19 protein-coding genes, 1 pseudogene and 1 riboswitch are annotated in these 20658 nt (G+C 38.2%); of the genes and pseudogenes, 2 read left to right on the top strand and 18 right to left on the bottom strand.

Features of this window, described 5'->3' with window-relative positions:
- Positions 1–106 precede the first annotated feature (106 nt).
- Positions 107–259, bottom strand: coding sequence for a hypothetical protein (locus PATL70BA_RS16650; protein ID WP_243116024.1), 153 nt, complete (start codon positions 257–259; stop codon positions 107–109).
- Between PATL70BA_RS16650 and PATL70BA_RS12150 the strand changes: the two are divergent.
- Positions 194–942: pseudogene (locus PATL70BA_RS12150) on the top strand (IS110 family transposase). The gene PATL70BA_RS16650 and the pseudogene PATL70BA_RS12150 overlap by 66 nt on opposite strands.
- Positions 915–1304, top strand: coding sequence for a transposase (locus PATL70BA_RS17145; RefSeq protein ID WP_408634455.1), 390 nt, complete (start codon positions 915–917; stop codon positions 1302–1304). The pseudogene PATL70BA_RS12150 and the gene PATL70BA_RS17145 overlap by 28 nt, the downstream one beginning before the upstream one ends.
- A 363-nt stretch (positions 1305–1667) precedes the next feature.
- Here the strand turns inward: PATL70BA_RS17145 and PATL70BA_RS12145 are convergent, their stop codons facing one another.
- The 17 genes from PATL70BA_RS12145 to PATL70BA_RS12065 all read right to left on the bottom strand — a co-directional run bounded on the left by PATL70BA_RS12145 (position 1668) and on the right by PATL70BA_RS12065 (position 20614).
- Positions 1668–3053 carry a PTS mannitol transporter subunit IICB gene (locus PATL70BA_RS12145; protein ID WP_125137610.1) on the bottom strand — a complete coding sequence of 462 codons (1386 nt, stop codon included), beginning with the start codon at positions 3051–3053 and terminating at the stop codon, positions 1668–1670.
- Between the two features lie 193 nt (positions 3054–3246).
- Positions 3247–5346, bottom strand: coding sequence for a BglG family transcription antiterminator (locus tag PATL70BA_RS12140; protein WP_172596232.1), 2100 nt, complete (start codon positions 5344–5346; stop codon positions 3247–3249).
- A gap of 211 nt (positions 5347–5557) precedes the next feature.
- Positions 5558–6211, bottom strand: coding sequence for an HAD family hydrolase (locus PATL70BA_RS12135; protein ID WP_125137608.1), 654 nt, complete (start codon positions 6209–6211; stop codon positions 5558–5560).
- An 8-nt stretch (positions 6212–6219) separates the two neighbouring features.
- On the bottom strand, positions 6220–6681 hold the full coding sequence (ribH, locus tag PATL70BA_RS12130; RefSeq protein WP_125137607.1) for a 6,7-dimethyl-8-ribityllumazine synthase: 462 nt from the start codon (positions 6679–6681) through the stop codon (positions 6220–6222).
- Entirely contained in the window at positions 6682–7893 is a 1212-nt protein-coding gene (locus PATL70BA_RS12125; RefSeq protein ID WP_125137606.1) for a bifunctional 3,4-dihydroxy-2-butanone-4-phosphate synthase/GTP cyclohydrolase II, read from the bottom strand. It abuts the gene before it with no gap.
- A 13-nt stretch (positions 7894–7906) separates the two neighbouring features.
- On the bottom strand, positions 7907–8557 hold the full coding sequence (locus PATL70BA_RS12120) for a riboflavin synthase (RefSeq protein WP_125137605.1): 651 nt from the start codon (positions 8555–8557) through the stop codon (positions 7907–7909).
- The gene (gene ribD, locus PATL70BA_RS12115) at positions 8558–9664 is read right to left on the bottom strand and encodes a bifunctional diaminohydroxyphosphoribosylaminopyrimidine deaminase/5-amino-6-(5-phosphoribosylamino)uracil reductase RibD (RefSeq protein WP_125137604.1); all 1107 of its coding nucleotides are present in this window, start codon (positions 9662–9664) and stop codon (positions 8558–8560) included.
- A gap of 96 nt (positions 9665–9760) precedes the next feature.
- A riboswitch (FMN riboswitch) is annotated at positions 9761–9876 on the bottom strand.
- A 155-nt stretch (positions 9877–10031) separates the two neighbouring features.
- Positions 10032–11627 carry a mannitol dehydrogenase family protein gene (locus PATL70BA_RS12110; RefSeq protein ID WP_172596231.1) on the bottom strand — a complete coding sequence of 532 codons (1596 nt, stop codon included), beginning with the start codon at positions 11625–11627 and terminating at the stop codon, positions 10032–10034.
- The gene (gene uxuA / locus PATL70BA_RS12105) at positions 11627–12700 is read right to left on the bottom strand and encodes a mannonate dehydratase (protein ID WP_125137602.1); all 1074 of its coding nucleotides are present in this window, start codon (positions 12698–12700) and stop codon (positions 11627–11629) included. The genes PATL70BA_RS12110 and uxuA overlap by 1 nt, the downstream gene beginning before the upstream one ends.
- A gap of 14 nt (positions 12701–12714) precedes the next feature.
- The gene (locus PATL70BA_RS12100; RefSeq protein WP_125137601.1) at positions 12715–13743 is read right to left on the bottom strand and encodes a zinc-binding alcohol dehydrogenase family protein; all 1029 of its coding nucleotides are present in this window, start codon (positions 13741–13743) and stop codon (positions 12715–12717) included.
- 18 nt (positions 13744–13761) lie between these two features.
- Positions 13762–15051, bottom strand: a complete 1290-nt coding sequence (locus PATL70BA_RS12095) for a TRAP transporter large permease (protein ID WP_125137600.1) — start codon at positions 15049–15051, stop codon at positions 13762–13764.
- Positions 15052–15054: 3 nt separating this feature from the next.
- On the bottom strand, positions 15055–15537 hold the full coding sequence (locus PATL70BA_RS12090) for a TRAP transporter small permease (RefSeq protein ID WP_197715762.1): 483 nt from the start codon (positions 15535–15537) through the stop codon (positions 15055–15057).
- A gap of 145 nt (positions 15538–15682) precedes the next feature.
- On the bottom strand, positions 15683–16756 hold the full coding sequence (locus PATL70BA_RS12085) for a TRAP transporter substrate-binding protein (protein ID WP_125137599.1): 1074 nt from the start codon (positions 16754–16756) through the stop codon (positions 15683–15685).
- Between the two features lie 106 nt (positions 16757–16862).
- Complete coding sequence (gene yiaK / locus PATL70BA_RS12080; protein ID WP_125137598.1) at positions 16863–17870, bottom strand: 3-dehydro-L-gulonate 2-dehydrogenase; 1008 nt, start codon at positions 17868–17870, stop codon at positions 16863–16865.
- Positions 17870–18862: a Gfo/Idh/MocA family protein gene (locus PATL70BA_RS12075; RefSeq protein ID WP_125137597.1), complete on the bottom strand. Its 993-nt coding sequence runs from the start codon at positions 18860–18862 to the stop codon at positions 17870–17872. The genes yiaK and PATL70BA_RS12075 overlap by 1 nt, the downstream gene beginning before the upstream one ends.
- A gap of 16 nt (positions 18863–18878) precedes the next feature.
- Positions 18879–19358, bottom strand: a complete 480-nt coding sequence (locus PATL70BA_RS12070) for a YhcH/YjgK/YiaL family protein (RefSeq protein WP_125137596.1) — start codon at positions 19356–19358, stop codon at positions 18879–18881.
- A gap of 263 nt (positions 19359–19621) precedes the next feature.
- Positions 19622–20614: a LacI family DNA-binding transcriptional regulator gene (locus PATL70BA_RS12065; protein ID WP_125137595.1), complete on the bottom strand. Its 993-nt coding sequence runs from the start codon at positions 20612–20614 to the stop codon at positions 19622–19624.
- Between the last annotated feature and the right edge of the window lie 44 nt (positions 20615–20658).

The following is a 20658-nucleotide window of genomic DNA, read 5'->3' as shown; positions in this document are numbered from 1 at the left end:
GTATTGCCGCTACCTTTATCTGAATTGTTTATTAGCTGGATGTGCCATACATTTTGTATAGAGTACTTATCTCATTCAAGTCTACAATGATAATCGCTGGTGGACGTCATGGTATCAATAATTCGAAAGGAGATTTAATCTCATGATCTATCTTGGCATTGATATCGCCAAACTTAACCACTTCGCCGCAGCCATATCTTCTGATGGTGAAGTACTTCTCGAGCCGTTCAAATTTACGAATGACAGTGATGGCTTCCATTTGTTGCTCTCTTCAATTAGTTCCTTTAAAAGAGTGACCTCATCATTGGTCTTGAATCAACAGCTCACTATGGCAACAACCTTATTGAATTTCTTGTATCTAGACACTTTAAGGTTTGTCTCATCAACCCACTTCAGACTTCATCTATGCGAAAAAATAACATTCGCAAGACTAAGACTGATAAAGTTGATACCTTTGTTATCGCTAAAACCCTTATGATGCATGATCATCGTTTCCTCACTGTAGAAGACATTGATCTTATGCATTTGAAGAATCTTGGACGTTTCCGTCAGAAGCTGGTTAAAAACCGTACTAGGTTGAAAATTCAGCTAACTTCTTATATGGATCAGGTTTTCCCTGAACTCCAATACTTCTTCAAATCAGGTTTGCATCAGAAAGCCTGTTATCAGCTTCTTAAAGAAGCTCCTACTCCGGATGCTATTGCCTCCATGCATATGACTCATCTTTCAGCTCTTCTTTTAAAAGCCTCCCACGGCCACTTCAAGAAAGAACATGCTAAAGCATTAAGAGTTCTTGCAAGGGAGTCTGTCGGATCCAGCGACAGGTCTTTATCTATTCAAATAACTCATGCTATCGAGCAAATCGAGTTATTAGATAGCCAGTTAAAACTGTTGAATCGGAAATGCAATCAATTATGCTTTCACTTGATTCACTTATCATGACCATTCCAGGCATTGGATTTGTCAATGGTGGAATGATTCTTGGTGAAATTGGTAACATTAAACGCTTCTCCAATGCTAGCAAAGTTCTAGCTTATGCTGGGTTAGATCCGTCTGTTTATCAGTCTGGAAACTTTGTTGCCAAACGTACACGTATGTCAAAACGAGGATCAAAAACCTTACGTTATGCATTAATTAATGCTGCAAACAATGTTGTTCGTAACAACGACACATTTAAAGCTTATTACGATACTAAAAGAGCTGAAGGCCGAAACCACTACAACACTTTAGGTCACTGTGCCGGTAAGCTTGTCAGGGTCATCTATAAGATGCTTACTGACGAAGTCGAGTTTAATCTCGACTAATTAAAACCCGAATATCATTTGATTTTGAAAACTACCTTATAGGGAGTCTTATTAAAGTTACCCTTTTTTAAGGAATTCGATTAAAAAGAATTTCCAGCTAATTTATACTTGACTTTTCATAGCTGGTCTCCTAGTATTTTCTTTAACATCATCTGTTCACTGTTTCTGTTCACTGATTCTATTCACTGTTGCTTTAAGTTGTTTTTATTATAATACAGTCAACACCTCATGTTAAAGCTTAAGAAAAACGACTATGGCAATATAGACAAGTGACATTCTTCTATAATGTCTTTGAATGTCACTTGTTTTATGCCTATATGATGTTTGCTTAATGATGGATTTTTACTTTGTTCTATTTATTTATTATTTTAATCTGTCAACCAATTCATCATAAACATTTGTCATGATAAAGTCTTCAATGGATATATGCTCTGCATTCGGAGCCACACCCATAGCCCTTTGGGTTAAAGATTTGTGCGTGATTACGATATCTGTATCGCCAGGTATTGCATCAATAGATGCATTGGCTACTTGGATGGATAATCCTGCTTTTTGAAGTTTATTTTTCAATTTACTAGCACCCATGGCACTTGATCCCATACCGGCATCACATGCTACGATGATTTTTTTAACGCTTGTTTTTACAACGCTTGATTTTTTACCTTTTAAATCTACCATTTTCTCTTTGGCTACTTCAAAAGTTGCTTCTGCCTGTGTGTCTTTTTTCTTAATAAGGACAGCAGCCACAAGGAAGGTTACAGCAGTTGATACAACAACACCCGCAAGTACCGGTATCAATCCACCTCTAGGTGCCATAGCTGAGAGTGCAAAAATACTTCCTGGTGATGGAACAGCGACTAGGCCTGCACCTGTGATTACGAATGTGAATACACCGGATGCTCCACCTGCTATTACTGCAAGTAACAATGAAGGCTGCATCAAGATATATGGGAAGTAGATTTCGTGAATACCACCTAAGAAATGGATGATAATCGCGCCTGGTGCAGATTGCTTAATCATACCTTTTGAAAATACCCAGTATGCTAATAAGATACCAAGTCCAGGTCCCGGATTGGTCTCAAGCAAGAAGAAAATGGATTTTCCGGTTTCTGCTGCTTGTTCTATACCAAGTGGACTTAAGACACCATGGTTAATGGCGTTGTTAAGGAATAATATTTTGGCTGGTTCTATGAATATAGATGCTAGTGGTAATAAACCGGCGTTTACAAATGCTTCAACACCTGCTCCAAATGTATTACTAATACCTTCAACAACCGGTCCTATACCTACATAGGCTAGTAATGTTAATATTGTTCCTAAGATACCTGCTGAGAAGTTGTTAACCAACATTTCAAATCCTGTTGGTACTTTTCCATCAACCGATTCATCAAACTTCTTCATAAGGTAACCGGCTAAAGGTCCCATAATCATACCACCAATGAACATTGGGATACTTGTTCCTACAATAACACCCATGGTTGCCACGGCACCTAGCACACCACCCCTTGTGCCATATACCATTTTACCACCTGTATAACCGATGAGTAATGGTAATAAGTAAACAATCATCGGACCAACTAGAGTCGCTAAGTTTTCATTTGGTAACCATCCTGTTGGTATAAATAATGCTGTAATTAGACCCCATGCAATAAATGCACCAATGTTTGGCATAACCATACCACTTAAAAAACGTCCGAACTTCTGTAAACTTTCTCGTGATCCTGATTTCCCTTTTTCTGTGCTTTCCATATTTACCTCCTAAGATTTTTTGGTTTGTGCATTGATCAATGAACATGGTCTGAGTATACACCCCTACCTAACCAAAAATAAAGAAATAGAAAAGTGGCTTTGGCATTCTGACAAGTGACATAAAAAAGGGACTATATAGAAATGTCACACATAGATAGTGACAATTCTGTATAGTCCTTTGCATTAACACTTATTATATGCCTGTAACCAAGGATTGATAGTATTTATCCAATAAGGTATTGAGTTCAAATTCTATTTCCTCTATTTGACCTTCTTTTATAATATCCGCAAATCCACCTGCTATAATATTACGACTGATTTCCGATAAGACTTCAAGGATCTTCTGATTCAATACAACAGGCCCAACCATTACGATGATGGTATCTACAGGAACAAAACCTGAAGCCTGTTCCATTATAATGGGATCCGTCAAACGAATAACCTTCAAGCACACACCTTTATCAATATCTGCCCGACAATGGAGTAATTGCATGCCTTTTTTCATGAGAATGGTAGAACCTTTTTCTTCTCTTTCTATGAACGCCTTGCTCAGTGCAGCAATTTCTTCCTGATTACTGGACAAAGATGTACTGATATAATGAATTAAATCTATCATGGTTTTGACGGATACATGTTTATCATAGGAAAAATTATCTATTACTTTCATGATAATATGGCTGTATTGTTCTAATGCGATCAGTTTTTCCTTTAGTGCCATTTTATTTTTCACTTGTCTATGGGTCGTGTTTGGTTTATATCTTCTTAAAGCTTCTCTTATTTTCTTTATGTCTTCTTCTTTTATGACCGGATTCACCACGACACAAGGTATGGTAAGACTTTCTGTTGGAACAGTCGAGATTACTAAGTCTATGGTACCTTCATCCATTGCTTCCACATCTTGATCAATGACACTTACGACCCTAACAATGTGAATATTGGAAAAATTACGTTCTATTTCTGAAACCAAAAGTTGGGAAGCGCCTATTCCATACATGCAAGCCACAACAACTTGATATTTTTTCACAATTTCCCTATGATTCTTTTCGATGACTGCACCAATATGCGTTGCCAAATAAGCAATTTCATCTTCCGGAATCTGGATGTGCTCTTTCTCTTCAATCACCTTAGCACAAGTTGCTATGGTCTGAAACAACTTGGGATACATACTTTTAATCTCTTCGACTAAAGGATTAATAATATCAAGATCCATTTTCATACGGTAAATGGACGGTCTAAGATGCTTAACCAAGCCTACAATAAGTTTATCATTATCCGACAAGTAAATGCCTGTTTCTGTCTCAACTTTTTGAATAAACTCCTTTACCAGTTGTATGACTTTAAAATCTTCAATCATTGAAATCTTATTGTATTCTCCGGTTTGTCGAAGCTTAGATCCTTTAAGGTGCATGGTTAAATAAATGAGTTCTTCTTTGGGCAGAATTCTAAAGGGATTGTTTTCACTTTCACTGACCCAGTTCTGTAATAAATGAAAGATTTTATCGGTTTCAATCTGCCCTCTGGTTTTTGAATCGATGTAGAGTTGATTCCAGAAATCTTTCCTTTTTAAAGTCATACTAAATCTTATAATCAATGCTATGTAAGCATTATCTGCAAATTGATAACCCATATTCTCTTCCAAACGCATCAAGAATGCTCTTGCGTACTTAATGCTATCAAGATGTAACAGTTCATAAATGGATTGGTTGATGTTTTCTTTTAAAGTCCTTACATCTAAGGGTTGATGTTCTTTTTCTTTAATGAAATCAATTAAATCAATGACATGAAAATGCTCATAAATCAAGGCAACAATAGCCTTTCTTTTTGCTTTTTCATCCCCGTCAATCAATATACCAAGTCCGGGTTTTCGAATGAGTTCAATGTTGTATTGATTGAACCATGGCTCCAACTGAGCAATGTCACTACCAATGGTGCTTTCGGTTACATCCAGTAGCTGAGTTAAAGTATAAAGCTTAGTAGGTTCATTATATTGTAGCAATTGAGCTCTAAGAATAACCTGTCGATCCATTGGGGTATAGATGATTTCGCTTACTTCTTCCTGTAGTAGTTTACCTAATTTACTTTTCACGGTTTCATCCGCAATCAAAGAAATACCTTTCCCCTTTTTCTTATCCAAGGCGCCACCATGCTTCACGATCCAGTTCTGTACATCGTTTAATTCTCTAAGTATGGTCCTGGTACTCACATTAATCTGATCTGATATTTGTTGCACAGTAACATAGTTACCTGATTCAAGTATAATAGATATGACTTCCTTCATGCGTGATGTTAACATTTTAGCACCTCTCATTTTGAATTCAGACCTAAAGTTCGCCTACATTATACCTGTATTATACACGCCTCTATAACAATAAACTATTTATTTTTATATTTATTTGTCACTTTCAGAGAGTGACACAATTAGTCAGTGAATTGAAAAGGCACTAGCACAGCGCGTTTGTGCGTTGTGCTAGTGCCTCTGAATGAAGTTAATTTAGACTAATAACTTATAGAAGTTTGCATAATTCTTTAATATGGTTAATCTTATAATCTGCTTCTAATAATTCATCACCTTGAGCATACCCATACTGACAACCAATGGTCTGAAGATTGTTTCGCTTGCCGGCTTCCATATCTTTATATCGATCACCGACAACCACGATTTCTCTTTCTAACTGCACCATCACTTGTGATAGAATCTCATACTTCGGTATAAAATCATAGTCTTGTGCACATAGCATTTCATCAAAATAGTGATCCAAACCAAATAAGTCTCTGGAATATTCCATATAGGATCTACCGCAATTGCTTAAGAAAACAAGCTTATATCCTCTGTTTTTCAAGTACTCCAAAGTCTCTAAAGCACCCTCGTAGAGCACAGCTTTCTTATTCTGAAGTAAATCATTCATTTCTTCTCCAATTATTTTCCCCGCTTGTTCCCTTATACTAGGATTCATATCCGGCATAAAGGCTTCCCACATCTCTTTACTGCTTAATCCGAGCCATTGAATAATCTCTTCATCTTCCCATATTCTTGGTGGCACTTGTTTTTGATCTACCAAGAATTTATAGGCTTTTCTAAAAGCAGGTCCGTATATTTTTATACTATCATGCAGGGTGCCATCATAATCCAACACGATGGTTTTAGCTTTATCTAACATAGGCGTACCTATATGTTTTTTAACAGATTTGCCATTTCAATAGCTGTCATAGCTGCATCTGATCCCTTATTTCCCGCCTTGGTTCCGGCTCTTTCGATTGCTTGTTCAATAGTGTCAGTTGTTAAAACACCAAAAATAACCGGAACTTCAGAATCTAGAGAGACATGGGCTATACCTTTTGAAACTTCACTGGAAACATAATCAAAATGAGGTGTAGAACCTTTTATAACTGCTCCAAGGCAGATGACACCATCATATCTTTCATTTTTCACTAACTTTTTCGCTGCTAATGGAATCTCAAAAGCACCCGGCACCCAAATAATATCAATATCTTCGTCTTTAACACCATGTCTGACCAAAGTGTCTATAGCACCGGATAATAATTTCCCACCAATAAACTCATTGAATCTTCCTACTACGATTGCAAACTTCAGATCTTCTGCTACCAATTGTCCTTCATATACATTCATTTACTTTTCCTCCTTAAAATCTAACATGTGTCCCATTTTTAGTTTCTTAGTTTTTAGATACGCAACATTTTTTTCATTGTGATTCATTTGTATGGGCACACGCTCCACAATCTCTAGACCATATCCTGAAATACCGGACATCTTCTTGGGATTGTTCGTCATGAGCCTTATTTTCTTAACACCCAAATCCGCTAAAATCTGAGCACCAATACCATAATCTCGTAAGTCATCCGGAAAACCAAGGGCTATGTTCGCTTGAACTGTATCCATCCCATGGTCTTGAAGTTCATAGGCTTTGATTTTATTAATCAGACCTATACCACGTCCTTCTTGTCGCATATAGAGCAGGATGCCACTTCCGTTCTTTTCAATCTTTTGCATCGCTCTTGCATATTGTTCACCACAATCACATCTTAGTGAACCAAAGGCGTCCCCAGTCAAACACTCAGAATGAACACGAATCAGTGTAGGTTCCTCTGGTGATATTTTTCCTTTTACTAAGGCCACATGGTGTTCGCCATTAAGTTTATTAACATAACCATACATTCTAAAATTACCGTATTTCGTTGGTAGTTCTGCTTCTGTCACACACTCCACATAAGTTTCATTGGCTTTACGATAAGCCACTAAATCCGCTATGGTAATGATTTTAAGATTATGTTTTTTTGCATATTTCATAAGCTCCGGTACTCTGGCCATGGAACCATCATCATTCATGATTTCACAGATGACACCGGCCGGATATAGCCCAGCAAGCTTAGGAAGATCAATAGCAGCTTCTGTGTGTCCAACGCGTTTTAATACACCGCCTTCTTTTCCTACCAAGGGAAATATATGTCCAGGACGACTAAAGTCTATGGATGTTGCATCAGGATCTATAAGCTTCTGAATGGTCATAGCGCGTTCTGCAGCCGATATACCTGTGGTACAAGTTATGGCATCCACACTGACGGTAAATGCCGTCTCCTTAGGATCCGTGTTGTTATTCACCATAGCATGAATCTCAAGACTTTTTAATCTTTCATCCGTCATAGGTGCACAGATCAAACCTCTACCGTACATAGCCATAAAATTAATCGCCTCTGTGGTTACTTTTTCTGCTGCCATAAGCAGGTCGCCTTCATTTTCTCGATCTTCATCGTCAACAACGACAATCATTCTTCCTGCTTTTATATCTTCAATTGCTTCTTCAATCGTATTAAACTTTTCCATACCATTACCGCCTTTACATAAATCCGTTTTCTCTAAGGAAATTCATATCCATAGGTTTTTTGGTTTCTGTCACGTCACTATACAACATTAATTTTTCAATATATTTTCCCACCATATCACATTCCAAATTCACACTGTCGCCAATCTTTTTACCAAGTAAAGTGGTTTCTTCCTTGGTTAAAGGGATCAGAGATACTTTGAACATCTCTTGGTCCACATAAGCGACTGTCAAACTTATACCATCAATGGCAATCGAGCCTTTATGAATAATATATTTCAGCAGCTTCGGACTTGCTTTAATACTGACCCATGTGGCATTGGCTTCTTTTATCATTTCATGAATTTTACCAACACCGTCAATATGACCTGAGACCATATGTCCACCCAATCGATCCTTCAGTTGTAAAGCCCGCTCAAGATTCACGGGACTGTTGGTGGTAAGTTCTCCCAAGTTGCTACTTCTCATGGTCTCCGGCATGACATCCACTGTAAAGCTTATGGCATCCATATGAACCACCGTCAAACAGACACCATTGGTACATATGCTGTCTCCAACTTTTGAGCCCTCGATAACTTTGGAGGCCCTAATGGTCAGCTTAGCCGACTTGGTTGTTTTATTAATTTTTTGAATATAACCGATTTCCTCGATTAACCCTGTAAACATCTATAACCCCTCCTTCTTGATATAACCTTCTATGACAATGTCACCTTCACAAATAGTTGTGACAAGACCTTCTAATAAAATGGCTTCCTTTACCTGGGATATGCCCTCGCCACCTACCGGAGATTTGGCCAAATCTCCACCGAAGATCTTAGGCGCCACATAGGTTATAACTTTATCAACAATTCCGGCTTCAAGGGCTGAGTAGTTCAAAGTGGCTCCACCTTCAATTAGAATACTATCCATGCCTTGTTCACCTAATAATTCTATCAATGATGCCATGTCCACATGATGATCTTTGAGCGGTAATACCACAACCCGGTTACCTGTAGCCTTAATGGCTTTTTTTGTAGCATCCGGCATCAGATGTGTTGTTGCCACAATGGTAATTGCGTCGGATGCTTGGGTTAAGACCTTGGCATCAAGGGGTATGCGACCACGCGTATCCAGGATAATCCTGACCGGGTCTAGACCAACTTGGCTACCCTCAAGACGTGTTGTCAGGCTAGGGTCATCTGCTATAACCGTTCCTACACCTACCATAATACCCATGACTTGATGACGTAACTGATGGACTTGTTTTCTAGATGTTTCATTTGTAATCCATTTGGAATCACCTGTTTTGGTGGCGATTTTTCCATCTAAGGTCATGGCTGTCTTTAAAATGCAAAAGGGCTTTTTGGTTTTGATATACTTTAGAAAGATCTCATTTAGCTTAAGGAGTTCCTCACCCATATCTAAGACAACCACTTCTATGTTGTTCTCTTCTAGAAGTGCAATACCACGACCTGAGACTTCCGGGTTAGGATCCATCATACCGACAACCACTTTGCTTATGCCTTTTTCAACAATTAGATTGGCACAGGGTGGCGTTTTTCCATAATGAGAACAAGGTTCTAGGGTCACATACATGGTTGCACCTTCCACAGAAGCTGTTGCGTTCTTAAAGGCATTCACCTCAGCATGAGGACCACCATAATATGCGTGATAGCCTTCGGCTATGATTTTACCATCTTTTATTATTAATGCACCAACCATAGGATTCGGGTTGGTGTTACCAACACCCAGTTTGGCTAACGCTATGGCTTTTTTCATATATACTTGATCCATAATGTCCTCCCAGCTTGCCTAGAAAATAAAAAAGCTCTAAAGAATAATCTTCAGAGCTTGTCACAGTTTCATTAAAGCATAATATGGCCATGCTATAATTGCCTTCTCTCATCCAGACTTTACTGTCGGTCTTGGAATTACACCAAGTCAGCCAAAATCGGCTCGCGGACTTTACCGCCGGTCGGGAATTACACCCTGCCCTGAAGGAACTATTCAATTGTTTTCAATGGGCTAATTATAGCATCTTATTTTTTTAATGTCAACAAGTTGATAATTTTTTATCAACTTGTTGACATTAAATGTACTCATCATAATGATCTCTTGTATTTTACATAGAGAAACTTAGTTTTGACACCATAAAGGTATATTATTTCAAATACGCTTGTAATGTATTCGCCACAGCACCTGGCCCTTGTAACATACTTACAAACATGGTTTCAATCGTCTTACCTAAACCAACTTCGTAAAGATCTAATCCAAAAATCTCACGATTACTCAAAATCGGACTTAAATCAGCAAAATCGTCACCCATTTTCACTGTATCGATGGTCTCTTTCAGTGTTTGTAACATAGGATCTGAACTCAGCTCAAAAATATTGCCTTCATCATCAATACCCATAAGATAACGACACCAGCTGGCAATAGCTAATGGGATACCGACAAGACTTGATGGATCTAATGATGGGTCTTTTACATAAGACTTAATGGTTTCACCAAAACGTATACCTACTTTTTGTGAAGTATCTGTTGCGATTCTTTGTGGTGTGTCCGGGATAAAAGGATTTGCAAACCGAGACTGAACCACTTCATCAATAAAAGCTTTCGGTGATAGAATGATTGGGTCTGTAACAACAGGTAAACCTTCTGTATAGCCAATGGTTTCTATCAACTTTTTAAGGGTTGGGTTCTTTACTTCATCTGCTATCAAATCATAACCCAATAGACAACCGGTAACCGCAAGGGCTGTGTGCAAAGGATTCAGACATGTTGTTACCTTCATGGTTTCCACCTTGTTAACTGTTGCACGGTCACAGAAAAGTACCCCTGCCTTTTCAAGTTCAGGTCGACCGTTAGGGAACTTGTCTTCAATAACCAAGTACTCACTCACCTCAGCATTAACAAAAGGTGCCATATATGTGTTTTTAGACGTCACAACCACATCCATATCTTCTAGACCGTCACTCACCAATGCTGCTTTGATGATATCTGAAGGACGTGGGGTGATTTTATCAATCATGGATATTGGGTAGGACACCTTATCTTCATCCATGACGTAATTTACAAAACCTTCTTCTACAAATCCATTTTTTAGCCATTCTTTAGCAATGGTGATTACGGCTGCTTTCACTTTGTCACCGTTATTAGCACAGTTATCCATGCTTAACAGAGTTATGGGCATTGCCTCTTTTTGATAACGTTTGTATAACAAGGCTGTAACGACACTCATCGCATGTGTCGCATACTCCGGTCCACGGTCCAAATCCACCTGAACAAAAGAATAGTATTTACCGGAAAAATCCTTCAAAGCATAACCTTTTTCAGTAATGGTGAAACTTGCAATCTGTAAGCTAGGTGCTTCAAATATTTCAGTCAGTCTTTGATGGTTTTTATTTTCTGAGGTCATACTTTCAACGATACTGGCTACCACAGTCTTATCAAAACTACCATCACTGTTCATCAGTACAACTAAAGCTAGATTATCTGCCGGATCAAATACTTTTTCTATGACTTCATAGTCAAAAGTTTCAACAGCAATAATACCTGTTTTCGCCAGTCCATCATCCAATAGTTGCTGATGGCATTTTGCCACAAAACCTCTAAAAATATTACCGGCACCAAAGTGGACCCACTCAGGTGACTGTTGTGTATTCTCTTTTACCCTTTTTATATCAAAGATAGGTAGCTTAATGTCCATCGCTTCCCATTTGCTCGTATGCTCTAATGAACTTATATTCAGTCTCATTATTTTACCCCTCTTTCAAGGGTATCCCATACGCCCAACAAATACATAACACCCATAGCTCTGTCATATAGGCCATAACCGGGACGACAATTTTTTTCCTCACCCCACAAATGACGACCATGGTCCGGACGCATATAGCCTTCAAAACCGATGTCATGATAGGCTTTCATGACTTCTATAATGTCCACATCCCCATCACAAGCTCTATGGGAGGTCTCAATAAAGTCGCCATTCTCAAAAACTTTAACATTTCTAACATGGGCAAAATGAATACGACTACCAAATTCTCTAATAATACTCGGAATATCATTGAGCTTATTAGGTCCAAGGGAACCTGTACATAAAGTTAATCCGTTATAAGGACTGTCGACCAGACTTAGGAACTTCTGAATATGTTCTCTACTTCTGATGATTCTTGGCAAACCAAATATTGGCCATGGCGGATCATCCGGATGTATGGCCATTTTAACATCTTCTTCTTCACAAACAGGTATGATTTTTTCTAAGAAATATTTTAGATTCTCAAATAAGACGTCTTCAGTAATGTCCTTATAACCTTCAAAAAGTTGTTCTAGATGGGATAGTCGCTCCGGTTCCCAACCTGGCATGGTTTTTTCTCCGGCACCCTCAAGAATACGGTCAACGATGGATTTTGGTGTAGCACCCTCAACTAGGGCTTTTTCATAAAACAAAGCATTGGATCCATCCGGATGTTCTTTATAAAGATCTGTTCGTGTCCAGTCAAATACTGGCATAAAATTATAACAAATAACTTTTACACCCACTTTTGCCAACTTACGAATGGTATCAATGTAGATGTCAATATAATGATCTCTAGATGGTAAACCCATCTTGATGTCATCATGTACATTCACACTCTCCACGACTGCAGGGCTAAAATTCTTCGAAGCCAGAACGTCAGCAACTTCTTGAATCCGTTCCATTTCCCAAACTTCTCCTGCTACTTTGTCATGCAACGACCAGACAGCACCCATGACACCGGGAATCTGTCTGATGTGGTCTAAGGTAATGTCATCATTGCCTACCCCATACCATCTCCATGTCATTTTCATTGGTTTTCCTCCTTCTATACTTCTGTTTCAAAGTTTAATATGACTTTACAACATTCATCCGGCCTATTCACTAACAAATCAATGGCTTCCTCAACTTTCGTGTAATCGAAAGTATGGGATATAATTTTCTTAGGATTAAAGAGACCTTGTTCTATACAATCAACAACAACTGAGAATTTATTACAACTTAGGCGTGAACCTTTGATATCCAGTTCTTTTTTAGTCACTTCCATTTGTATCAAATTCGATGGCGCTTTTAAAAATCCAAGAAGTACAACTCTACCCGTTGGTAACATACTGGGTAGTATACTCTCAATTATACTCGGGTGACCTACCGCGTCAAGTGCCAATGTTATGCCTTCAATAGCTTCATGAGCTTCAATAAAAGCCTCTAAAGATGTGTTTAAACTATTGATGGTATAATCTGCACCAATCGCTTTTGCTCTTTCTAATTTGGCATCTGAAATATCAGAAATAATAACTGTAGCACCCTCACTTTTGGCCGTAAGTAATATGGTCAGGCCAATAGCACCGGCACCGGCAATAAAAACGATATCGTTTTTATTAATACCACCACGAGATAAGGATTGAGATGCAATGGTAAAAGGTTCAACAAGACATGCCACTTCCCATGGAATGTTCTCATTAATCTTATAACAAGCTTTTTCAGGTATGGAAACATACTCCTTAAATCCACCGTCCACATGAACACCACGCACTTTTAGGTCTGAACATACATTATAGCGACCACTTTTACATGCATAACATTCACCACAGCTAATGACTGGATCTACGCTAACATGGTCGCCCACTTTAATGTTTTTAACCGCTTCGCCTACCTTAGTCACAAGACCTGCAAATTCATGGCCCGGTACAACCGGGTAATTAATAAAAGGAGATGTACCATGGTAACCATGCATATCCGAACCACATATGCCACCGGCTTTTACTTTTATTAGGACATCTTTTTCACTTTTTAATTGTTCCATTTCTATATCTGTTACCTCTATTTTATGAGGTTCTTTTATGAGTATCGCTTTCATAGTTCTCCTTTACTTATGTTAGAAATAGGTCGGACTGATCATCTTAGGAATGGCCATAACCAAATCCGGTGTTACCGCCATTATAATTAACATTACCAGTGCGATTAAAAAATAGGGTAATACACCTTTAAACGAAGATTCCAAATCAAGATTCGAAATGGAGCCTGCAATTAGTAGACACAAACCGTAAGGCGGTGTTACGAGACCAAGGGCCAACGTCATAACTACAATTAAGCCAAGATGGGTTGGATCAACACCAAGGGCCAATGCACCTGGAAGTATAACCGGTACAAACAAAATCATAGCCGGTACCGCATCCATGAAGGTCCCTATGAATAAGAAGAATGCTACCACCACCAACATAAATACCGGTGCTCCACCTGGTATCTGTGCAAAAAAGTTGGCTGCTTTTGTGGATACATTGTAGTAGCCCAACAACTCACCAAGAGCATTGGCCGTACTAAGGGCAAATAAAGATAGAGAGCTTAGCTTTAAGGTCTGCTTGACGATGTCCGGCAAGTCCCTTACTTTTATGGTTTTATACACAAACATACCAATAATCAAGGCATAGACACAGGCAAATGCTGCTGCTTCTGTAGCCGTATAAGCACCGGTTACAATACCACCGATGATAATAACCGGTGTGAGTAATGCCGGAAAACTGCTTAAGAATAATTTGAAGGTTTCTTTAAGTGATACTTTCTCATATCTTGGAAAATTCTTTTTCTTGCTGATCAGATAGACCATGAACATCATGGATAGACCCAGTACAATACCAGGCACAAGACCAACTAAGAAGAGTTTGCCTGTGGAAACATTGGCAATACCTGCAAATACAACCATGGTAATACTTGGTGGTATGATACTGCCAAGGGTTGAAGAAGCTGCGGTTACGCCAACTGCTGTACCTTTATCGTAGCCACTTTCTTCCATTTTGGGAATCAAAACTTTACCGACGCCGGCTGTATCTGCTTGAGAAGATCCGGACACGCCTGCAAAGATCATGGATACCATAATATTGGCATGGGCCAAACCACCCCGCCTATGTCCTACTAAAGCATTCGAAAAATCAATTAACCTTTTTGATATGGATCCATGGTTCATGAGATTCGCTGCCAGAATAAATAAGGGTATTGCCAGTAACACAAAGGAGCTTAGCCCCGTAAACATTTTCATAAAAACAACGATACCGCCAAGATTAGGTATCAATAATACGCCTGCAAAAGCTACAATACCAATTACATAGGATATTGGTACTCCAATGGCAATAAAGATTACAAAAATTGCAACCAATAAGACTTGTGTCATTTTCTACGCCTCCATCCTAAATCTTTTTACATACGTTACAATGTGGTTGATACAATACAAGGTTGTTGTTGCGCCAAGTATTGGTACACATAACCATGTATAACCCATACTCATCTGTGGTATATCAATCCATCTATAATTCCAGAACTTCATGGTTATGATGACACCATAGTAGAGTATCGCTAATGTGAAGCTCATTACAATCAGATATAAGAAAATATTGAGCATTTCTCTCTTTTTACCGGTTACTCGGTCCCTAAGAGATGTAAATGCAAAGTGTTTGTCTTCGTAAGTCATTGCACCGGCACCCAAAAAAACTGCCCATGTAAAGGAATACATAGCCACTTCGCCTGTCCAACTTACGGTAATGCCAAGATACCTACTAAAAACCTGAATAATAATCGTTATAAAAAATATACTGATAAAAAGTGTTCCAAATAAAATCTCGATGCTCTGCACTGTTTTTGCAATTTTATCAATCATCATTTTCCCTTTCAAAAAACTTAAGGCTACTTAGACATAGCCTTAAGTTGATGTGTTGATACGGTTAAGGTGTCAAAACTATATAGTTGAACTTTCACATACACTGTATGTGAATTTAGTGAAACTTAGTTTTGACCTTTAACTGTAATTATTTTCTGGTTAATTCCAATAAATCTTGTAGATTGTTTTCTTCTGCATATTTGTCTTGGATAGGAAGTGCTAATGTTTTAAACGCTTCTAAGTCAACTTCGTTGATTTCTCCGCCATCTGCAAGAATCTTGTCTCTAGACTCATCTAACATTTTGTAAGTAACGGCTCTTTCTTCTGCAACAGATGCTTCAGCAGCTTCAAGAATCCAACCTTGTTGCTCTTCTGTGAACTTATCAAATGCATGTCCGTTCATGAGTAATAATCTTGTTGTATAGTCATGATAGGTTAAAGATGTATATTTACCATTATCTGTCGTATGGTGACCTTGTAACATCATATTGGTATGATCGTTTTCTGCTGCATCAGCAGTTCCTGTATTAAGGGCTTGATAAAGTTCTGCCCAGCCTACACTGATTGGGTTAGCACCGGCACTTTTCCAGAACTCTTGTTGAACTGGAGAACCTTGTAACCTAATGTTTAGTCCTGCTGAATCTGATGGAACTGTGATTGGCTTCTTACCATAATAGTTACGAACGCCTGATGAATAATATCCTACAACTTTAAAGTCATTGTTGGTTTTTTCTACGATTAAGTCTTTCATGGTGTCACCGAACTCGCCATCAATGGTTGTTTCCCAGTGATCAAAGCTATCAAATAAGTATAGCAAGGATAGAAGGTCAAACTCTTGTACGCCTGTACCTGCCATAAAGCCTGGTGATGCTACAACCATGTCCACTGAATCGGTTGTTAGTTTCATGGCTAACTCATTTTCATTGGTTCCAAGAGTTCCCGGAAATACTTCTGCTACAATGGTCCCACCGGATAATCTTGCAATTTCTTCTGCAAATTTGTTGAGTCCAAATTGGTAAGGGTTGTCAAGTGATGTTTGGTTGTGCGCTACACGAAGTGTGATGACTTCTGCTGCTGGTGCTTCTGTCTCTGTCTCTGTTGTTTCCCCTGTTGTTTCTGCCTCTGTTTCGTCTGTCTCATTGCTTGGTGCCTCTTCACTTGCACATCCCGCCAAGCTCATGATCATTACTGCTACTAATAACATGGATAATAATTTTTTCATTTTCTTTCCTCCTATTTTTGTTATACGGTTGAAGTATCACCTATATATTTAACACTTTCAACCTATATTAGTTTCTAAGCTTTGGTTAAAACTTAGAAATAAATACCTACAGTGCTGTGATCGTATTCCATATGTCCTCAAGAACCGGAATACCGTTTTCAAGGTTATCTCTTCTTGTATTGATTTCCATTTCGCCAGGATAATAAATCTGATTACAACCTTCTGCTTTTTCAGACTGCCTTATGTCCTCAATAACCTCATCGATGATTGCATCTGTGATATTAACACTACTCATATGCGTTGGATCAATGGCAATGAATATTTGAGATAAGCCGAATTCATCTTCATATTTCTTACCAATGGCTGTTGTTGAATTAGCGCCGGAAAGTACTGCTGCAATAAGGTCAAATGCAATGGATAATCCCGAACCTTTCCAAAAACCAATTGGAAGAACACGCCATGTTTTTTCAATCTCAACCGGATCGGTTGTTGCTTTACCTTCAGTATCATATCCACCAACAACAGGAAGTTGTTGACCTTTGAACTTGGTTTCTTCAATCTTGCCATAGGAAAATTGTGCCATCGCACAGTCTACCACCACGTGCTCCATGTTGCTTCTTGGTATCGCCATAACAAAAGGATTGTTACCAATGTTTCGATCTTTGGTGCCCCATGCAGGCATATTAGGCATAGTATTGGTCCAACATAAGCCAATCATGCCAGCGTCTGCTGCTTGCCATCCAAAAGTACCACCACGCATCCAATGGTTAGTATTTCCAAGGGCTACGATACCGATGCCACACTCTTTTGCAAGTTCAATCGCTCGGTCCATAGCACTTACTGCATTGGTATTACCCATGGCCAAATTACCATTCCAACGCTCAAAACCACCCATTCTTCCTTCTACTGTTGGTTCTGCATCTACTTTAATGTAACCTTTATCAATATAGGATACGACCCTTGGAAAACGGTTAACACCATGGGAATAGATACCGTCGACGCTGTTATTGGCAAAGTTCTCTGCACTTTTTCTGGCTGTTTCAGGTTTGAAACCTTTTTTCAACAAAATGTCTTCAAACGTTTTCACCATCTCATCATATTTAATTCTAAGCATTATTTAGCACTCCTTTTATAATAGTCGCTTAACAGCATATCTGTCATTTTCACTAGGTTAATGGCTTCATCAAAATTAGCATGGCTCTTTTCTTTACCTATTAATTCATTAACAACCGCTTGCTGATAAGCCATTGCCACATGATCAAACTCTTCAAATTCAAATGTTTCTTCTACGCCATCTTTAATGAGGGTAAAGCTTTTTCCGGATAGTCCATCATAGAGAATGCGGCCCTTTTCACCAACAATCTGTACTTCATTAATTTCCTGATCCGCTACGTAACACCAAGTGCCCGAGCCAATGATACCATTTTTGAATCTAAAGGTTGCCACAACTGTATCGTCCGCTTCATAATAACCGCCTGTGTTTTCTACAATACCTTGCATGGTATCCATTTCTCCAAAATAAAATTCTAAGCAATCCAGGACATGAACGCCCATATCTAGAAACTTGCCACCTCCTGAGATTTCAGGAATGACACGCCAAGGCAAACGTTCCCTTGTTAATTCACTATCTTCCACTTTCATAATCTGCGTTACATAAACATATCTAATATCACCGATGACTTGTGCCTCTAATAGCTCTTTAATTTTAATAAATTTTTCCATGCCTCTTCTATAAAAAGCAACATAAACAGGTATATTCAATTCTTCTGACAATGCCTTAATCTCTAAGCACTCATCAAGGTTCATTGCCACCGGCTTCTCAATATAGGGAATCTTGTTGGCTTTTAAGCACCTGATTGCGTATTCTTTATGAAATTTTGGCGGTGTTGCTATATATATGATATCGATGTCCGAATCATTCAATAAATCTTCTACTTCATTATAAGCTTTCTTGATACCATGGCGTTTTGTATAGTCCAGTGTTCTATCATAATTGTCATTATAGACAGCTAAGAGATTAGAATTCTCTGCCTTATACAATCCTGGTCCGCTTTTAATCTCTGTAACCTGACCGCAGCCAATCATACCCCAATTAACTTCTTTCATTTTCTACCTCCCTTATTTATTTAGAATTTTTGTAATAGTCATAATTTACTTTGTAGACAACTTTTCTAATCGGCATATTAGTTTCTCGCATACAGCCTGGCATATGGACGTCATTTGGAAAAAACACACAGAAATCGCCTGGCTTCATAGCAATCATCGTCATATCCGAAACGTCTTTATAAAACAACAGATCTCTTTCTTCAAGTAAATTCTGGTCCACTTGATTGTTGCCATGATCATCAACAAAACCAATATTTTCTTTTCCCTCAAATAAAAATTGGATATCGATGTATTTCCTATGTACTTCCGGACGACCGTCCTCTATGTTTTTTGTTGTCATGTCAATAATCTGGTAGTAAACATTTCTGCCGTCAATCTCGTATTCTCCAGGCGCCATATTCCCAATATCTGAATTTTTGAAAAACGATATGGCTTCTTTTAAGACGCTTGGATATAAGTTGGTATCAAATGATGAATAAATGGATGAGCAAATCATAAAATAATCCTTTCCCTTGCAAATGCATTATTAGGTAAAATGTTAGCGCTAACATTAGTTTCAAAAAAATATATTGTCAAAATAGTCAAATATCATCTCGTCATGTTAGCGCTAACATTTCAACAAAAAAATATAGAGCTTATTACATGTGTTCTAACGTCAAATTGTATACATATTATGTTACCGCTAACAACCGTTAGTAAGATAATAACATACATGTATCTCATCGTCAATCGTTTTTTGAATATTTTTATACATAACGCTTAATTCGTAGACTCTTTCATGTCAAATATAGGCATAATGTTATAAATGTGTTCTGTCTTTTCCCCTTGTAGCATAGCATACAAGGCTTTGGTACAATATGCACCCATGTCATTAATGCGATTATCGATGCTGGATATTTTAGGCGTGCTTATATCTGCATAGATTGAATTATTGAAACCGATTATACTCATGTCTTCAGGTATTCTTAATCCTAGATGGCCACATGCTTTTACGCCACCTACTGCCATAATATCTTCACTATAAATAATTGCAGTAACGCCTTGGTTTCTTTTAAGGAATTTTTCTGTCTCAAACTGACTGTTTACATGATCCGTCTTTATATGCCTGATATAGCTTTCATTAAACATGATATGGTTTTTTCTTATACCATCAATAAATCCCTCTTGTTTGTTATGGGCACTATAAGTCACATAATCATTCATAAAGGCAATCTCACGGTGACCTTTGGATACCAGATAATCCACAACATTTGAAACGGCTTTTCTCTCGTCTACTACGACACCACAGACATTATCAAGATCCAGTTGGCCATTGGCTATCACTACTGGTTTATCATAAAAGTATTTTTGGATGCATCTTTTTGTTATATCATTTTGAAATCTCGAACCTATAAGTACAAGTCCATCAATGTTTCTGCCTGCCATAGCTCTAAGATAAGCTTCTTGTTTACTGTTGTCTAAGCCACAACCACCAATAATGCTCATATAACCATACTTAGAAAACTCTTCTTCAATATGGAAAGCTGTATTAATATGATGATTGTTCCTTACATCAATAACAATAATACCAATAATCTTATTACCGGCATTCGCAAGACCCCTGGCAAAACTATTGGGAATATAAGCATTCTCATCTAGAATTCTTAAGATTCTATCTCGTGTTTCCGGCTTAACGCCCGGTTTATTATTAATCACGCGTGAAACTGTGGTATGGGAGACCCCTGCTAATTTAGCTATATCATAGATGTTCATCTCTACACTATTCTCTCTTCCTATGCTCAGTTTAATCGACTATT

This window comes from Petrocella atlantisensis (assembly GCF_900538275.1).
GTDB classification, from domain to species: domain Bacteria; phylum Bacillota; class Clostridia; order Lachnospirales; family Vallitaleaceae; genus Petrocella; species Petrocella atlantisensis.
This window is presented reverse-complemented; position numbering and strand designations above follow the sequence as displayed.

What these genes read in the sequence shown, in the direction of transcription:
- PATL70BA_RS16650 (WP_243116024.1), bottom strand. Translation starts at nt 259, where the DNA reads ATGGAAGCCATCACTGTCATTCGTAAATTTGAACGGCTCGAGAAGTAC.
- PATL70BA_RS17145 (WP_408634455.1), top strand. Translation starts at nt 915, where the DNA reads ATGCTTTCACTTGATTCACTTATCATGACCATTCCAGGCATTGGATTT.
- PATL70BA_RS12145 (WP_125137610.1), bottom strand. Translation starts at nt 3,053, where the DNA reads ATGGAAAGCACAGAAAAAGGGAAATCAGGATCACGAGAAAGTTTACAG.
- PATL70BA_RS12140 (WP_172596232.1), bottom strand. Translation starts at nt 5,346, where the DNA reads ATGTTAACATCACGCATGAAGGAAGTCATATCTATTATACTTGAATCA.
- PATL70BA_RS12135 (WP_125137608.1), bottom strand. Translation starts at nt 6,211, where the DNA reads ATGTTAGATAAAGCTAAAACCATCGTGTTGGATTATGATGGCACCCTG.
- ribH (WP_125137607.1), bottom strand. Translation starts at nt 6,681, where the DNA reads ATGAATGTATATGAAGGACAATTGGTAGCAGAAGATCTGAAGTTTGCA.
- PATL70BA_RS12125 (WP_125137606.1), bottom strand. Translation starts at nt 7,893, where the DNA reads ATGGAAAAGTTTAATACGATTGAAGAAGCAATTGAAGATATAAAAGCA.
- PATL70BA_RS12120 (WP_125137605.1), bottom strand. Translation starts at nt 8,557, where the DNA reads ATGTTTACAGGGTTAATCGAGGAAATCGGTTATATTCAAAAAATTAAT.
- ribD (WP_125137604.1), bottom strand. Translation starts at nt 9,664, where the DNA reads ATGGATCAAGTATATATGAAAAAAGCCATAGCGTTAGCCAAACTGGGT.
- PATL70BA_RS12110 (WP_172596231.1), bottom strand. Translation starts at nt 11,627, where the DNA reads ATGAGACTGAATATAAGTTCATTAGAGCATACGAGCAAATGGGAAGCG.
- uxuA (WP_125137602.1), bottom strand. Translation starts at nt 12,700, where the DNA reads ATGAAAATGACATGGAGATGGTATGGGGTAGGCAATGATGACATTACC.
- PATL70BA_RS12100 (WP_125137601.1), bottom strand. Translation starts at nt 13,743, where the DNA reads ATGAAAGCGATACTCATAAAAGAACCTCATAAAATAGAGGTAACAGAT.
- PATL70BA_RS12095 (WP_125137600.1), bottom strand. Translation starts at nt 15,051, where the DNA reads ATGACACAAGTCTTATTGGTTGCAATTTTTGTAATCTTTATTGCCATT.
- PATL70BA_RS12090 (WP_197715762.1), bottom strand. Translation starts at nt 15,537, where the DNA reads ATGATGATTGATAAAATTGCAAAAACAGTGCAGAGCATCGAGATTTTA.
- PATL70BA_RS12085 (WP_125137599.1), bottom strand. Translation starts at nt 16,756, where the DNA reads ATGAAAAAATTATTATCCATGTTATTAGTAGCAGTAATGATCATGAGC.
- yiaK (WP_125137598.1), bottom strand. Translation starts at nt 17,870, where the DNA reads ATGCTTAGAATTAAATATGATGAGATGGTGAAAACGTTTGAAGACATT.
- PATL70BA_RS12075 (WP_125137597.1), bottom strand. Translation starts at nt 18,862, where the DNA reads ATGAAAGAAGTTAATTGGGGTATGATTGGCTGCGGTCAGGTTACAGAG.
- PATL70BA_RS12070 (WP_125137596.1), bottom strand. Translation starts at nt 19,358, where the DNA reads ATGATTTGCTCATCCATTTATTCATCATTTGATACCAACTTATATCCA.
- PATL70BA_RS12065 (WP_125137595.1), bottom strand. Translation starts at nt 20,614, where the DNA reads ATGAACATCTATGATATAGCTAAATTAGCAGGGGTCTCCCATACCACA.